Source organism: Salinicola sp. RZ23 (assembly GCF_003206675.1).
GTDB classification, from domain to species: Bacteria; Pseudomonadota; Gammaproteobacteria; order Pseudomonadales; family Halomonadaceae; genus Salinicola; species Salinicola endophyticus.
Map to the genome: position 1 here is coordinate 82,449 of NZ_PZJK01000010.1, position 15,936 is coordinate 98,384.

Annotated in this window: 12 protein-coding genes; 4 read left to right on the forward strand and 8 right to left on the reverse strand. The window is 66.7% G+C overall.

The window, feature by feature from the left end:
• Positions 1 to 36: 36 nt before the first annotated feature.
• Together DOM67_RS10910 and DOM67_RS10915 are read right to left on the reverse strand one after the other, a co-directional pair.
• On the reverse strand, positions 37 to 966 hold the full coding sequence (locus DOM67_RS10910) for a glycosyltransferase family A protein (protein ID WP_110675752.1): 930 nt from the start codon (positions 964 to 966) through the stop codon (positions 37 to 39).
• Positions 963 to 2,246, reverse strand: a complete 1,284-nt coding sequence (locus tag DOM67_RS10915) for an oligosaccharide flippase family protein (RefSeq protein WP_110675754.1) — start codon at positions 2,244 to 2,246, stop codon at positions 963 to 965. Before DOM67_RS10915 ends, DOM67_RS10910 begins: the two co-directional genes overlap by 4 nt.
• A 317-nt stretch (positions 2,247 to 2,563) precedes the next feature.
• On the opposite strand from DOM67_RS10915, the gene DOM67_RS10920 reads away from it, so the two are divergent.
• The gene (locus DOM67_RS10920) at positions 2,564 to 3,979 is read left to right on the forward strand and encodes a WecB/TagA/CpsF family glycosyltransferase (protein ID WP_110675756.1); all 1,416 of its coding nucleotides are present in this window, start codon (positions 2,564 to 2,566) and stop codon (positions 3,977 to 3,979) included.
• A gap of 24 nt (positions 3,980 to 4,003) precedes the next feature.
• On the opposite strand, the gene DOM67_RS10925 is transcribed toward DOM67_RS10920, so the two are convergent.
• On the reverse strand, positions 4,004 to 5,995 hold the full coding sequence (locus tag DOM67_RS10925; protein ID WP_157958847.1) for a PAS domain-containing hybrid sensor histidine kinase/response regulator: 1,992 nt from the start codon (positions 5,993 to 5,995) through the stop codon (positions 4,004 to 4,006).
• 443 nt (positions 5,996 to 6,438) lie between these two features.
• On the opposite strand from DOM67_RS10925, the gene DOM67_RS10930 reads away from it, so the two are divergent.
• The 3 genes from DOM67_RS10930 (at position 6,439) to DOM67_RS10940 (ending at position 9,310) form a co-directional block, all read left to right on the forward strand.
• A complete protein-coding gene (locus DOM67_RS10930; RefSeq protein WP_110675760.1) occupies positions 6,439 to 7,635 on the forward strand; it encodes an MFS transporter in 1,197 nt (398 codons plus the stop codon).
• Between the two features lie 179 nt (positions 7,636 to 7,814).
• The gene (locus tag DOM67_RS10935; RefSeq protein ID WP_110675761.1) at positions 7,815 to 8,279 is read left to right on the forward strand and encodes a nodulation efficiency, NfeD-like protein; all 465 of its coding nucleotides are present in this window, start codon (positions 7,815 to 7,817) and stop codon (positions 8,277 to 8,279) included.
• On the forward strand, positions 8,276 to 9,310 hold the full coding sequence (locus DOM67_RS10940) for an SPFH domain-containing protein (RefSeq protein WP_188115123.1): 1,035 nt from the start codon (positions 8,276 to 8,278) through the stop codon (positions 9,308 to 9,310). The genes DOM67_RS10935 and DOM67_RS10940 overlap by 4 nt, the downstream gene beginning before the upstream one ends.
• 57 nt (positions 9,311 to 9,367) lie before the next feature.
• Here DOM67_RS10940 and astB read toward each other — a convergent pair whose 3' ends face one another.
• The 5 genes from astB to DOM67_RS10965 form a co-directional block, all read right to left on the reverse strand.
• On the reverse strand, positions 9,368 to 10,708 hold the full coding sequence (gene astB / locus DOM67_RS10945) for an N-succinylarginine dihydrolase (RefSeq protein ID WP_110675765.1): 1,341 nt from the start codon (positions 10,706 to 10,708) through the stop codon (positions 9,368 to 9,370).
• Positions 10,705 to 12,174 (reverse strand): succinylglutamate-semialdehyde dehydrogenase, encoded by a 1,470-nt coding sequence (gene astD / locus DOM67_RS10950; RefSeq protein ID WP_110675768.1) that lies wholly within the window; start codon positions 12,172 to 12,174, stop codon positions 10,705 to 10,707. The genes astB and astD overlap by 4 nt, the downstream gene beginning before the upstream one ends.
• 162 nt (positions 12,175 to 12,336) lie before the next feature.
• Positions 12,337 to 13,356: an arginine N-succinyltransferase gene (gene astA / locus DOM67_RS10955; RefSeq protein ID WP_110675770.1), complete on the reverse strand. Its 1,020-nt coding sequence runs from the start codon at positions 13,354 to 13,356 to the stop codon at positions 12,337 to 12,339.
• Entirely contained in the window at positions 13,356 to 14,474 is a 1,119-nt protein-coding gene (locus tag DOM67_RS10960; RefSeq protein WP_110675772.1) for an arginine N-succinyltransferase, read from the reverse strand. The genes astA and DOM67_RS10960 overlap by 1 nt, the downstream gene beginning before the upstream one ends.
• Before the next feature lie 10 nt (positions 14,475 to 14,484).
• Positions 14,485 to 15,702, reverse strand: a complete 1,218-nt coding sequence (locus DOM67_RS10965; protein ID WP_110675774.1) for an aspartate aminotransferase family protein — start codon at positions 15,700 to 15,702, stop codon at positions 14,485 to 14,487.
• Between the last annotated feature and the right edge of the window lie 234 nt (positions 15,703 to 15,936).

The following is a 15,936-nucleotide window of genomic DNA, read 5'->3' on the forward strand; positions in this document are numbered from 1 at the left end:
ACGAAGGAGTGTCTTGAAGGGGCTGTATTGCAGAGACTAGGCGAATAGCCGCATACGCAGGGTGCGAGGCAGCAGCGGGCTGACCATCGCTCCCGCCAGGGTCATCAGGCCCCGGCGTCGATCGCGGAAGAACGCCCGTGGCGAACTGGCCACCCCGACCAGCGCGAAGCGCGGTGCCAGCCATGGCGAACTGCCCGCGCGAAGCGCCCGGCGCGCCAGGTAACGGCAATACAGCGCCCGCGCGGAGGAGGCATCGAAATCCGCCGCGTAGTCCTGTGTCAGCGTCTGCCAGCCGTCATACATGGCGCGCAGATTGGCCGACAGCCCGTCGGCCGACAGTCGATATCCGACCAGCAGCACATCCATGCCGCGAATACGCCGCCCCTGGTTGACGGCGCGCGCCAGCCACTCCTGATCCTCGGCGTACTGCATGCCTCGACGAAATCCGCCACTGGCCTGCCAGCATTCGCGACTGACGACCAGATTGGAGCTGGTGCAGACCGGATTCTCCCCCAGCACATCCCCGAGCGTCAGCGCGTCCGGCGGAACGGTGGAGATTGTCTGCGCGCGTGCCAGGTCGTCCCCCTCGCCGAGCAGAAAGGCGATCTTGGCGAAACTCATGTCGAGCAGTGGATCCTGGCCATGATGCTGCCAATGTCGCTCGAGCTTGGTGGGATGCCATACGTCATCGGCGTCGAGAAACGCGATCCACTCTCCTTCGGCACGGTCCGCCCCAGCGTTGCGCGCTGCGGCGACACCGCCATTGGCCATGGAGACCACGCGAATACGTGCATCGCGCGCCTCCAGGGCGTGTAGACGCGCCAGAGAGTCATCGGTGGAGCCATCGTCGATGAGCCAGAGTTCGAAGTGAGGCTCCGTCTGTCGCAGCACGCTCGCGACCGTCTCCTCGATACTGTCCGCGGCGTTGTATACCGGAATCACGACGGAAAACCTCGGTCGAGTCATGCACAGGCCCTCTTGAACGGCATCCGTTGGACGATGCCAGCATCTTGCCTCAGGCACCAGATCGAGCCGGGAATCAGGATCAGCGCGAGCCCCGCCACGTAGGCCCCCGCAGCCACCAGCAGCCCCCAGCCGGCAAAGGCCGCCAGGCCACCCAGGGCCGCCGCCGTCGCCATGCTGCTCATCATGGCTTCGACGCCCGGCTGGTCGAGTGCTCGCAACCAGGCGCTGGCCACCGCGGCGAAGATCATCGGCATCGCCCCGAGCCCCAGAATCGAGACCAGCGGGGCCGACGGCGTCCACTGGGCACCGAAGATGAACGGTACGTACCAGGGCGCCAGGCAGACCTGCAGCAGCAACACCGGCATGAACACCACCAGCGCCAGCATCAGCCCCTTGCGACACCGGCGTCGGCGATCGGCCAAGCCGTCCGCGCGGCAGATGTAGGGGAACAGTATCTGACCCAGCGCCATCACGAAGGAGGTGGTGATACCAAGGCCTGCGTTGAACGCAAAATAGTAGATACCCAGCGCCTTGACACCAAAGACGGCCCCGACGATCAGCTTATCGAGTTGCGTGCGCGCGACATTGACCATTTCGGTGATCAGGACACCGACGGCGAAGCCCATGAAGGTACGCCAGGGCACATACCCCGCCTCGTGCTGCGGCACCCACCGCTTGGCCCGACGCACCAGTACCAGCCACACCGGCGCAGTGACCAGCTTGGGCAGCACGATGGCCCAGGCACTCGGCCACAGCAGCACGAAGAGCAGGGTCAGCAGATGATCGCTGACGTTCTGCACGGTCGCGATCCGCGCGATCGTACCGAAGCGCTCCTCGCGCATGAGCAGAAACACCTGCACCAGCCCCGCCGGCATGAACAGATAGACACCGGAGAGCAGGGCCAGCATCAGCGGAATCTCTTGCATGCCGAAGAGATGCAGCCCAGCGGCCAGGACGAGTTGAATCGCAGCCACGCCGAGGCACCAGCACCAGAACAGCCTGAGGGCTGTGTTGCAGGTCGCCGCCAATGCATCCACGTCGGCAGCGATGATCCGCTGGCCGATCCCGGCGTTGGCCAAGGCTCTGACCACTTCGAACAGGCTCAGGGCCAGCGCCGCCACGCCCATGATGTTGGGGGACACCTGCCGGGCGATCACCACGATCGCCACGATACGCACGACACGATTGATCATCTCGGCACTGCCGAAGGCGACCAGGCCACGCATCAGTGGGCTGACGTCCTGGCGGGCATGGCGAAAGCGAAAAGCGAATGGGTTCATGTCCGGCACCGGTCAATAGTATTTGCCCATATCATTCAATAATCGGGCCAACTCCAAAAACCTTTTACATGACAATCAATTAGCTAGATATCTCCACCGCCACAGGGCGCTTTCCAGCGACTCAGTCGCAAATTGACATGCCATTTGCATTCGACGATGCAGGCTGCAACCCGAGCGCCTTCCAAGCCTTGTCCCAACGCCATTCTCCTCCGCAAAAATAAACATAGATAATTGTTTATTAACAAAAAATAAAAGTTGGCACGATTTATGAAACACCTTCTCCAGACAGCTCATTCGATCGCCACTGGAGAGTCACCATGAACACTGCCCATCTCGACACCCACACCTCGACTGCCTTCGTCTCACCGGCACCTGAACAGGCGCTGGCCACGGCCCCCCTGTTCGGCCTTTCTCTGGTGTCGGCCACGCTTGAGGCGGCCGTTGACGCCATCACCGAACGCGCCGCTCAGCGCACGCCGACGACGATCAACTTCATCAACGCACACTGTGTGAATGTGACCCGCCGCGATGCGCAATATCGCCAGAGCCTGGCGCAAACCGACCTGCTGCTCCCGGATGGGTCGGGCATTCGCATCGCCTCCAAGCTGGCCGGCTCGCCGCTGGGCGACAATCTCAACGGCACCGATCTGTTCCCGGCTCTGTGCGACCGCGCCGCCACCCGAGGACTCTCGATCTACCTGCTGGGCGGCAGCCCGGGCACCGCGGCCAAAGCCGCCGACGCCATGCAGCAGCGCTATCCGACCCTGGACATCGCCGGTACCCAACACGGTTTCTTCGCCGCGGAGGAGACGGAGCTGCTGATCTCGCGCATCAACCGGGCAAAACCGGATCTGCTGTTCGTGGGCTTCGGCGTGCCGATTCAGGAGAACTGGATCGCCGAGAACCGTCATCGCCTGCAGGTGCCTGTGGTGCTGGGTGTCGGGGGCCTGTTCGACTACTACGCCGACAATGTCAGCCGCGCCCCGGCCTGGGTGCGACGCTGCGGCTGCGAGTGGATGTGGCGTCTGGCCCAGGAACCCCGGCGTCTGGCCCAGCGCTATCTCATCGGCAACGTGACCTTCCTGGCACACGCCACGCTGGCGGGACTGAAGGCACGCCTGGACCGAACCCCTTATCACGCGGCGCTCAAGCGCCTGGTGGATGTGACAATCGCCGGTTCCGCGCTGCTGGTCCTCGCCCCGCTGTTCGCGCTCATCTCACTGGCCATCCGCACCGAGGACCGGGGCCCGGCACTGTTTCGCCAACGCCGCATCGGCGCCAACGGCAAACCCTTCATGATGCTGAAGTTCCGCTCCATGGTGCGGGATGCCGAAGCCCGTCGCGCCGAGCTGCTCGCCAGCAGCGAGCGGGATGGCGTCTGTTTCAAGATGAAGCGTGACCCGCGCATCACCCGTGTGGGGGCCTGGCTGCGCAAGACGTCACTCGACGAGCTGCCCCAGCTGATCAACGTGCTGCGCGGTGACATGTCGATCGTCGGACCGCGCCCCGCCCTGCCGGACGAAGTCATCACCTACCGCGATGCCAGCTGGCAGCGTCTGGGTGGCAAACCCGGCATCACCTGCACCTGGCAGGTCTCGGGCCGCGCCGACATCCCCTTCGAACAGCAGGTCGTCATGGACATCGATTACCTGAACAGCCGCAGTATCCTCCGCGACTTCGCGCTGATGCTGCGCACGGTCCCCGCCGTCCTCAGCCGTCGCGGCGCCTACTGACGCGCCGACCGGAGTCGCAGGGGCTCACTTCGAATCCAGATCGGCAAACAGGTCGCGGGCGTGCTCGATCACGCCCGCGACCTGTTTACGCAGGGCCGGCAGGCGTGCCGCGGCCTCGTCTGTCGGCAGTGCCCGATAGGCCTCGACTGCCGCCATCAACGAGAAGGCGCCGAAGTTGCCCGATACCCCCTTGAGACTATGCGCAGCGCGCTCGATATCCTCGGCGCTATTGCGCGCGTGACCTGCCTCCAATTCCTGGATCAGCCTGTCGAGATCATCGATTGCCACTTTCAGCAGCAACTCCCGCCGCGACGCGGCCAACGGTTTGAAGAGCGTGCGGAAATAGTCAGGCTCGATGGGCATCGACGGTGAAAGGTCCGGCGCCAGTGTCGTCTCGTAGCTCAGCGCATCGTCGTCGGGTACGTCGAGAGTGGCATCGTCGAGGGCGCCTGCATCGAGTACCCGCCGCAGCACCGCCGAGAGCCGCTGATGATCGACCGGTTTGGTCATCGCCTCGGTGAAACCCTGTGCACTCAAGGCCGCCAACTCTTCCCGGCCGGCATGCGCCGTCACCGCGACAATGGGCAGGCGCTTCCATCTCGGATCCGCCGCTGCCCGAATGCACGCCACCGCCTCCTCCCCGGACATGCGCGGCATACGCAGATCCATCAGCACGACAGCGTACGCCTCGCCCCCGTGTAGCAGCTTCTCCACGGCTTCATCACCATCACAGGCGACATCGCTGGCGTAGCCCATGACCTGCAGCAGTTGCGTCAACACGACACGATTGGTCTCGATGTCGTCGACGACGAGTACGCGAAGCGTGTCGCCTTCGGGCCAGGGGTGTGGCGTCTCTTCCGGCGCAGAGAACTCGGGCTGGACCCCTGGGGACGCCTCGGCGGCCGCCAGCGAGAGCACGATGCCTACCCGCGCCTTCGCGTTCAGCGGCCGTATCTGCGCGCCGATCGTCGCCGCCAAGCGCTTCAGCAGTGCACGCTGACGCGGATCCGCCACCAGGCGGGCCTGTTCCTCACCGCGGCAGGAGAGGAGGATGTCGATCCCCTCCGGTTGCCGCTCGACGCGGAGCCGGATCGGCACGCCCCGTTCCGCCAACCGCTCGATACAGACATTGAGGATCTGTCGCAAGCGCACCGGATCGGTGACCAGCGTGCCCCCCAGTGACGGGTCGATGTCCAGATCGAGCGATGGCGTCGGCTCCTGGCGCCCGCCCCCCTGCCAGAAGCGGATGACCGCTTCGAGTTGCACACGGATGTCCACCGCCTGCGGCCAGTACTCCAGGGCACCTTCGTCGGTCTGCGCCATGTCGATGACATCTTCGATATAGCGATGCAACTGGTTGGCGGCATCCTGCGCAATCCCGAGCCGTTCGTGCTGATCGACACGCAAGGTATCCAGAGAGAGCAGGTGCAGCATGCCCATGATGCCGTTCAACGGCGTACGGATGTCATGACTGACGGCGGCGAGGAAATCGGCCTTGACCCGCAGCGCCGCTTCGGCGGCATGGCGGCTCTCGCGCAGCGCCTCGCTGAGCCGGGTCAACTGCTTCACCCGCCGCTCGGCGACCAGCGCCAGGGCCCGTGCCCTGCGCTCGGAGGCGCGCTGCTCTGTGATGTCCTGTATGGCACCGATGAACGAGACGAAACGGCCCTGCTCGTCAACCTCCTTGCGAATGATCCAGCGGATCCAGCGGATCTCGCCGTCACGCAGAATCCGGCAGTCGTACTCGTGGTCTATCCCCGCTTCCGCGGATTGATAGAACGCCGTTTCCGCGCGCTGTATCTTGTCGCGATCGAACGGATGGATGGACTCCCATAGCGCCTGCTCGCTGGCCTTGGCCTGCGTATCGATCCCCAGGAGACTGTTGAAGGCGGGCGACGCCGCCATCCGGCTGCCGCGATAGCGATGAAAGGTCGCCATTCTTGCCGTGCGCTGCGCGCGGATCAGATGCTGAGTCTCGCGCTCAAGCCTTGCGCGCAGCTCGGACTCGCGCTCCATCAGCTGTTCGTTGGCCTGCAGCAGCTCCCGGCTGCGTCGCTCGAGAATCGCCTCCGCCTCTTCTCGCGCCTTTTCGGAACGCTTCAGCCGGCGTGTCAGACGCGCGACCTGCTCCTTGGCGGATACTTCATCTGGGGGTGTCGCCAACGGGGACTCCTCGTATCGTTCGCACCTCGACTCTCAGCGTAGCGCAGGCCAGCGGATCGTTAAGCGATGTCTAAATCGTACCGTGCTTGCCCAGACATTGTGACCCTGGCCAGCGCTCCTCCTGGCCGCGCTTCCTCCTCGTTGGCTCGGCGGCGTGCGCCAACCCGGCCCCGCACCGGGATGCGATCGACACCAGCCGACGTCGAGGCGACATCTCGGCGCCAATCGTCCGTTGCCGCGCCAGGTCATCGCTCATCGATGTTAAGCTAGCGCCTCGATTTTCCCGGACTTTTGCCATGTCGACATCGCTCAACCGCGCTCCGCTGCCTGCCTGGCTGTGGCTCGTGGCCTTCGGCCTCGCCGCAATCAATCTGCGCGCGCCGATCGTGGTGGTGGGGCCGGTGCTCGAACCGATCATGTCGACGCTCTCCATCGGCGCCGGCACCGCAAGCCTGTTCACCACCGGCATGATCCTCTGCTTCGGGCTGCTGTCGCCGCTGGCACCGGGCTTCGCCGCACGCGTCGGGCTCGACCGTGCGATCGCCTGGGCGCTCAGCCTGATCGCCCTCGGTGGGCTGCTGCGGGGCATGGAGAGCGTGACCCTGATGCTGGCGGGCACGCTCTGCGCGGGCCTGGGCATCGCCTTCGGCAACGTCTTCATGCCGAGCCTGGTCAAGCGCGACCGCGGCGACCGTCTGGGCCGCACCATGGGTCTCTACACGGTGATGATGGGCGTGGGGGCGACGATCAGCGCCGGCAGCGCGGTCCCGCTGATGCGCGCCTCGGGCAGCTGGTCGACCCCGATCTGGCTGTGGGCGGGTGTCGGCGTGCTCTCGGCGCTACTGTGGTGGCGTCTGGCGCTGCGTCTGCCCGCGGGCGACGGCACCGCTGCCAAACGCCCGCCGATGTCGCGCCTGTTCCGCAGCCCGGTGGCCTGGACCCTGACCCTGTTCATGGGCGCCCAGTCGCTGGGCTTCTATACCCTGCAGACCTGGGTACCGGCGGTGGCGATCCAAGCCGGCGTATCCGAGGCCACCGCCGGGCTGATGCTGTCGATGATCAACCTCACCAGCATCCCCGCCAGCTACTTCATTGCCCGCCTCGCCTCGCGCCTGACCCACCACAGCCTGCTGGTACTCGGCCTGTGTGCGCTGATCGCCGTCGCCCTGCTGGGGCTGATACTGGCCCCCACCGCGGCGCCGATCGGCTGGGCGCTGCTGCTCGGCGCCGGCCAGGGCGGCTGCTTCAGCTTCGCCCTGACCATGATCGTGCTGCGCACGCGCCAACCGCAGCACGCCGCCATGCTCTCCGGCATGTCGCAGAGCCTGGGCTATCTGCTGGCCGCCTGTGGCCCGCTGCTGTTCGGCGCCCTGCACGGCCTGAGCGGCAGCTGGCAGCTCTCGCTGGGCTTCCTGCTGGTGCTGCTGGCCGGCCAGTGCGTGGCCGGGATGCTGTTGGGGCGGCCGAAGATGGTCAGACTCGGTGATGACTAGCCTGACCTGCGCGACCTCGATCATGGTCGAAGGCTTACACGAGGTGACGGCAATCGCTGATATCCAGCCGTCGTACCAACGGGCACACTAGGCACTTTCCGAAAAGTACTGCGCGCGTCGACTTTTCAGACAGCGCCCCCGGCGCCCCTCTTTCTTGTGACCCGATCGGTGGAGACACGATGGACTGGAACATGGCCTATGTCTGGCTGGTGGCGGCCCTGCTGCTGGGGCTGGCCGAGCTGCTCTCCGGCGCGCTGGTGCTACTGGGGCTGGCGGTGGCGACCCTGGCCGCGGTGCTGCTGGCCGCGCTCGGCGCCTCGTTCAGCTGGCAGCTGCTGGGGCTGGGCCTGGCCGCCGGGGTGATGCTGCCGCTGGTGATCAAGGTGATCCGCCCACGCTTCTCGCCACGCGGTGTCGCCTATGGCACCACCGGCACCGGCACCGAACGTGGCAAGCACTACCGCACGCTGAAGCGCGACTTCGATGGCGCCAGCGGCCTCAAGATCAACGGCGACTTCTATCGGCTACGCGTCGCCGACAGCGACACGACCGAGCTGCCCGCCAACAGCGAGGTCATCTTCCAGCGCTTCGATGGCACCGTCGCCATCGTCACGCTTCCCCACCACACGGAGTCATCATCATGAATTTCATCGGGCCCGGGCTGCTGATCAGCCTGATCATCGTCGCGCTGGGCGTGATCCTCATCATCAAGGGACTGGTCATCGTGCGCCAGTCGGAGGTGATGGTGGTCGAGCGTCTCGGCTCCTTCAATCGGCTGCTGGAAAGCGGCATCAACGTGATCATTCCGTTCATCGAGCAGCCGCGGGCGATCAGCATGATCCGCTACCGCAAGCAGGGCGAGGAGTACTATCCGATCGCCACCGAGGAGGTGCGCATCGACCGCCGCGAGACGGTGATGGACTTTCCGGGCCAGCCGGTGGTGACCACCGACAACGTCACCGTCACCATCAACGGCGCGCTCTACTACCAGATCATCGATCCCAAGCGGGCGGTGTATGAAGTCGCCAACATGAGCCAGGCGGTCGAGGTACTGGCCAAGACCACGCTGCGTTCGGTGGTGGGCAAGATGGAGCTGGACAAGCTGTTCGAATCCCGCGCCGAGGTCAACAACGCCATTCAGTCCGCCATGGAGGAGCCGGCCTCGAAGTGGGGGGTCAAGATCTCGCGCGTGGAGGTGCAGGACATCGCCATGCCGGAAGAGGTGGAGAGCGCCATGCGCCTGCAGATGGCCGCCGAGCGTAAACGCCGCGCCACGGTGACCGAAGCCGAGGGCGAGAAGTCCGCCGCCATCGCCATGGCCCAGGGTCAGCGAGAATCATCGATCCTCAATGCCGAAGGCGACAAACAGTCCGCCATTCTGCGTGCCCAGGGTGAGCAGGAGTCGATCAAACTGGTGCTCAACGCCATCGGCGAGACGGAAGAGAACAAGCGCACCGTGGTGGGTTATCTGCTCGGCCAGAGCTACATCAAGATCCTGCCGACCATGGCCAAGGATGGCGAGCGCGTGTTCGTGCCCTACGAGTCCTCCGCCCTGCTGGGCTCGATGGGCATGTTCCGCGAGATGGCCGGCTCTCCGGAAGATACCGTCGCCAAGCACCTGCGCGACAACGACCTGCAGCGCGGCATGGTCGGTGGCGCCGCCAGTCAGAGTTGAGAGACGGGCCCGGGCGGGCGCCCGGGCCGCTAATCAGACAGATGGAACCGGCCCATCTCAGCCGAGCTGGAACGGATAGACATTGCCGATGCCGAGCAGCCGCGTGAGCTCGTCGAGCGCACCGAGCGTCTCCTCCGCCAGCTGGGGATCGGCCAGATCGTCGGGCGTCAGCCGGTCACGGTAGTGACGCTCGACCCACCCCACCAGGTCGGCGTGCAGACGCTCATCGAGCAGCACACGCCCACCCAGCGCGCCGCGCTCCTGCGCGGAGAGCGCCACCCGCAGGCGCAGACACGCCGGCCCGCCGCCGTTGCGCATGCTCTGCTTGACGTCCTTGACCAGAATCTCGCCGATCGGGTTGTGCCCCGCCAGCAGCAGATCCTGGATCGCCCGCCACACGGTCTCGTTCTCCTGGCACTCGCCCGGTACCACCAGGGTCATGTCGCCGCCGGGATTGGTGAGCAGCTGGGAGTTGAACAGATAGGTCGAGACGGCCTCCGCCAGACTGATCGCCTCGCCGGGGACGCGTACCGGGATCAGCGGCGTGGCCATCCGGCTGCGCAGCGCATCCAGGGTCTGCTCTTCGTCGAGGAATGCCATCTCGTGATAGAGCAGCACCGGGCCGTTGCCCACCGCGATCACGTCGTTGTGGAACACCCCGGCATCGATCGCCTCGGGGTGCTGCTGGGCGAACACGGTCTGCGCCTCACCCAGGCCGTGCTGACGCGCCACCGCCTGACTGGCCTCGAGGGTCTGACGGGCGGGGTAACGCTGTGGGCCGCGCTCGCCGCCGAACGCCTGGCGCCCGTAGACGTAGAGATGCACCCCCGACTCGCCGTGCTCGCCGCAAAGTCGGGTGTGGTTGGCCGCGCCCTCGTCGGAGAACGCCGGGGTCGCCGGCAGCGCCGGATGGTGGGCGAAATGCGCCGGCTCGCGGAAGATCGCCGCCAGCACGCGGGCGGTGGTCTCCGGCTCCAGATAGCGGTGAAAGCTCGACTGCAGATTGGCCGGGGTGAAGTGCACCCGACCATCCGGCGCATCACGGCTGGGTGTCACCGTGGCGGCGTTGGCGGTCCACATGCTCGAGGCCGAACAGACCGCGCGCAGCAGCTGCGGTGCCTCACCGGCGGCCCGGGCCAGCACCTCGGCATTGCTGCCGGTGAAGCCCAGCGCACGCAGCGCACCGAGATCGGGGCGCTGCTGCGGCGGCAGTACGCCCTGGGCGTAGCCGGCGTCCATCAACGACTTCATCTTGGCCAGCCCCTGCAGCGCCGCCTCGCGCGGATTGGAGGCGAGACCGCCGTGGCGCATCGAGGCCACGTTGCCGTGGGCCAGACCGGCGTAGTTGTGGGTCGGCCCGACCAGGCCATCGAAATTGACCTCGCGCACGTCGCTCATAACGTGACCCCGGGCGGCAGTTCGCCGGGCAGCGTCAGAGTCTCGGACTCCATCGAGGCCACCGGGTAGGCGCAGTAGTCGGCGGCGTAGTAGGCACTGGGGCGATGATTGCCGCTATCGCCGATCCCCCCGAAGGGCGCATCACCGGAGGCACCGGTGGTCTGGCGGTTCCAGTTGACGATGCCAGCGCGAATGCGCAGCAGGAAGTCGTCCCACTCCGGCTGATCGCCGCCGATCAGCCCGGCGGCGAGGCCGTAGCGGGTATCGTTGGCCAGTTCGATAGCGTGGTCCCAGTCGCGGTAGCGGTAGACCTTGAGCAGCGGGCCGAAGTGCTCCTCGTCGGGTACCTCGCAGCCGGTGACGTCCACCAGCCCCGGCGAGAGCAGGCTGGTGCCGGCTTCGAGCGAGGCCATGCGCACGATCACCCGGCCGCCGCGCGCCTCGAGATCGGCCTGGGCGGCGAGCAGCCCCTCCGCCGCCGCAGGGCTGACGAGCCCTGAGTAGAACGGCGCCGGTTCGCTGAACGGCGCCGCCACGCGCAGCTGCTGCATCGCCTCGGCCAGCTGCTCGAGCAACTGATCGCCACGCTCGCCCTCGGGCACGATCAGGCGGCGGGCGCAGGTGCAGCGCTGGCCGCCGGAGAGGAACGCCGACTGCAGGATGGTCAGCACCACCGCCGCCGGGTCGCGCACGTCACGCACCACCAGCGGGTTGTTGCCGCCCAGTTCGAGCGCCAGGATCTTGCCGACCTGGCCACCGAACTGGCGGTGCAGCAGGCCGCCGATCTTGGCGCTGCCGGTGAACAGCAGGCCGTCGATATCGGCGTGGCCGGCCAGCGCCTGGCCCACTTCGGCGGCGCCCTGGACGAGATTGATCACCCCGGGGGGCAAGCCGGCCGCGACCCAGCACTGAAGGGTCAGATCGGCGCTCATCGGGGTCTGCTCGCTGGGCTTGAACACCACGCAGTTGCCCGCCAGCAGCGCCGGCACCATATGCCCGTTGGGCAGATGGCCGGGGAAGTTGTAGGGGCCGAACACCGCCAGCACGCCGTGGGGGCGATGGCGCAGCACCGCGCGGGTGCCGTTGGCATCGCGGGCGCGCTCGCCGGTGCGCTCATGGTAGGCGTTCACCGAGATGGCGATCTTGCCGATCATCGCCCCGACCTCGGTGCGGGCTTCCCACAGCGGCTTGCCGGTCTCACGGGCGATGCTCTCGGCCAGCGGCTCGCGCTGCGCCTCGAGCTGGTCGCGGAAGCGCTCGACCACCGCCTGACGCTCGGCCAGCGGCAGCCGCGCCCAGCCAGCAAAAGCGTGTCGCGCCGCGCTCACCGCCGCACCGACCTGGTCCGCGGAGGCGGCGTTGGCCTGCCATAGACGAGCGCCAGAGACCGGGTCGTGCTTGGTGAAGGCCGCCGCCTCGCCCGCTTGCCACTGGCCGTCGATCAGCAGTTGTTGTGTGGCGTCCATGCTTCCCTCCGATTGGGTTCTGAAAAGTCGGCCCGGCTCGCTGCAGCGCGGGCGCCTGAGGTGGCCGCCGCGCCGGCGCTCTGATTCGGGCCCGGCATCGAGCTCGGAGCCCCGAACTCGATGCCCTGGGCTCGGTGTTCAGGGCCCGGTGCTCAGAGCAGCTCAGGTCTGCAGCAGGCGCAGGGTGTCGCCGCTGGTCACGTTCAGGCGCCGCGCCTCCACCTCACTCAGGTGGACCACGCCGTCGGCGTCGGGACCGCGACCGATGAAGCAGCAGCGGAAATCCGCCATGCCGGTGGTCGCCGCCAGCCAGCTGGGGCGTTCGGCCTGGGCGAGCGCGTCGCCGCTCACCTCGACCTGTACCCGCTGGGAGTGGCGAATGGCGCCCACGTCATCGATATAGGCCTCCACGGTGGGGCCGCCATCGAAGATGTCGATATAGCCTTCCCAGCGCAGCCCCTCTTTCTTGAGCATCTCCAGCGCCGGACGAGTCTGCTCATGGACCTGGCCGATGCACGCCCGCGCCGCCTCGGGCAGAAACGGGGTGTAGATCGGATACTTGGGCATCAGTTCGCCGATGAAGCTCTTCTGGCCCAGCCCGGTGAGCTGATCCGCCTGCTTGAACTCCATGGGAAAGAAGTGGCTACCCAGACACTGCCAGAACGGGCTGATGCCGTCGGCATCGATCACCCCGCGCATCTCCGCCAGCACCTTGTCCGGGAAACCGTCGCGGAACTCCGCCATGAACAGCCAGCGCGCCTTGGAGAGCAGCGTACCGTTGCGGTCGCGACGATAGGCCGGGCGCAGGAACAGCGAGGCGACCTCGGCATCGCCGGTATGGTCGGAGCTCAAGAACAGCGTATCGATGGTGCGATGCAGATCGAGCTGGACCGAGGAGTGGGCGAGCTTGCCCACCCGGTAGTGATAGAAGGGCGTCTCGCGCCCGACCTCCGCTTCGATGGCGCAGCAGCCGGCCAACTCGCCGCTCTGCTCGTCTTCGAGCACGAAGAAGTAGAGCCGCTCGCAGGCGGGTACACGGCCCTCGAAGGCCGCTACCGCCTTGTCGATCTTGGCGACGAGGAAGTCGTGATCGTTGGGCAGCGAGGTGAACCCGACCCCGGTCTCCTGGGCCAGCGACTTGAGTTCGTCGATATCGTGATGGCTGATGGGTCTCAGACGCATTACAGGTCTCCCTCGTCCAATGCATCCTCGACGTCCGGCAGCGCCAGCGGCGCGACCAGAACCGCCCGCCCCTCCTCCACGCCGAGCAGCTCGGCCTGAGCCTCGGAGAGCAGTAGCTGACCGGTCGGGGTCAGCGCGTAGCGGGCCACGGTGCAGCGAAAATCGGCCAGACGCTGGTTGGCCACCATCGCCGGCTCGGCGTCCGGCAGCGAGGCCGCCGGGCGAATACGCACCGGATGCCAGCCGCAGTGGTTGAGCGTACGCAGGCGTGCGCGTTCACCACGTAGAACCGGCCCGGCATCGAAGATATCCACGTGACGCGAGCGCACGAAGCCCTCTGCCAGCATCTCGCCCAGCGCCGGCTCATGGGCGGGATGCTCACGCCCGATCGCCGAACGCGCCTGGGGCGTCAGCAGCGGCAGGTATAGCGGGAACTGCGGCATCACCTCGGCGATGAAGCTCTTCGAGCGCACCCCGGCGAGCTGATTGATCTCGTGGTAGCCGCGGTTGAAGAAGTGGCGCCCGACGCTATCCCAGAACGGCGACGCCCCGTTCTCGTCGAGATAGCCGGGGAAGGCCACCCCCAGGGTGTCGGCGAAGCGCTCCGGGTACTGGGCGATGAACATCAGCCGTGCGCGACGCAGCAGCGAGGCGGCGCTGGTGCCGCGATAGCGCGCGTCCAGCGATAGCGCACACAGCAGCGACACTTCGGACATCTCGTGGGAGAGCGACAGCGTCTGCACCTCGTGACGCAGGTTGAGCTGCTGCGAAGCGTGGATCAGGGTTTCCTGGCGATAGGTGTAGTAGACGTCCTGGGCCCCGGCCTGGGCACGAATGCTCGCGGTCCCCACGATCTCGCCGATCTCGCGGTCCTCGAGCACGAAGGTGTAGACCTCGTCACCGGGGAAGTCGACGTTGTGGGAGAGCGCCCGGCAGGAGCGCGCAATGCGCTCCTCGAGACGATCACGGTGGGCCGGCAGGTTGGTCAGCCGCGGCGTGGCACTGCTGGCCAGGCGCTCGATGGCGCCAATATCGGCAGCCTGGGCCGGACGCACCAGCAGCTGACCAGCTTCCCGCACACTCTCGGCCACGCGGGAAGAGGGGTCGATGCCACGCATGCCGGTCGACTCACTCACTGGCTGAGACGAGACGTTCGATGGCCAGTTCCAGGCGCGCCATGCCCTCCTGGATATCCGCCTCGGGAATCACCAGCGAGGGTGCCATGCGCAGCACGCCGGGCCCGGCGACCAGCGCCATCAGCCCCTGTTCGAGCGCCAGCGGCAGGATGTCCCGCGCCTTGCCCTCGTAGGCATCGCTCATCTCGGCGCCGATCAGCAGCCCCATGCCGCGGATCTCCTTGAACACGCCGTACTTGCGGTTGATCACTTCGAGATGCTCGCGGAACAGCGCATGCCGGCGCTCGACGCCTTCGAGCACCTCGGGGGTATCGATGGTGGTCAGTGCCGCCAGCCCCACCGCGCAGGCCAGCGCGTTGCCGCCATAGGTGGAACCGTGGGTGCCCACCGCCAGCGACGGTGCGACGCGGTCGGTGGTGAGCATGGCGCCGATGGGGAAGCCACCGCCCAGGGCCTTGGCCGAGGTCAGGATGTCCGGGGTCACACCGTAGTGCATGTAGGCGTAGAGCTTGCCGCTACGGCCGACGCCCGACTGCACCTCGTCGACCACCAGCAGCGCCTGGTGACGATCGCACAGCTCGCGCAGCCCCTGCAGGAACTCAGGCGTGGCCGGCGTCACGCCGCCCTCGCCCTGGATCGGCTCGACCACCACCGCGCAGGTGTCGTCGTCGATCAGCTCGCGCACGCTGTCGAGATCGTTGAAGCGGGCGTGCTGAATGCCACCGGGCACCGGGCCGAAGCCTTCGGAGTACTTGGGCTGACCGCCAACGCTGACGGTGAACAGAGTGCGCCCATGGAACGCCTGCTTGAACGAGATGATCTTGTGCTTGCGCTCGCCGAAGTTGTCGAACGCCCAGCGCCGCGCCAGCTTAAACGCCGCCTCATTGGCCTCGCCGCCGGAGGAGCAGAAGTAGACCTTGTCGGCGAAGGTCCGCGTGACCAGCTCGCGCGCCAGTGCCAGCGCCGGCTCGTTGGTATAGACGTTGGAGAGGTGCCACAGCTTGTTGCCCTGGGTGGTCAGGGCATCGACCAGCTTGGGGTGGCAGTGGCCCAGCGCGTTGACCGCAATGCCCCCGGCGAAGTCGATGTACTCCTTGCCCGCCTGATCCCACAGGCGGCTGCCCTCGCCACGCACCGGAATCGCCTGCTGCGGCGAGTAGTTGGGCGTCATGTAGCTGTCGAAATCGTCTCTCGTCGGGCTTGCGGCCATCGTGGTCTCCTCAAGGTTGGACACGGCATCCCTGGCGGCGGGCGGGCGTACATGCCGGGCCAGGCCGGACTCGGGCGCTTGGCGCCCGGCATCCGATAGGGTCTGGAATCGAGTATAAGCAGGCGCTTCGCCCGCGGCTTTCAGCGATGGGACGGCAAATTGCGAAAAGCGTCCTACGCTTGAGAGTCACGTGAAGCCACCGCGGCACGCGCCCCAAGGCGATGATCGGCGGCA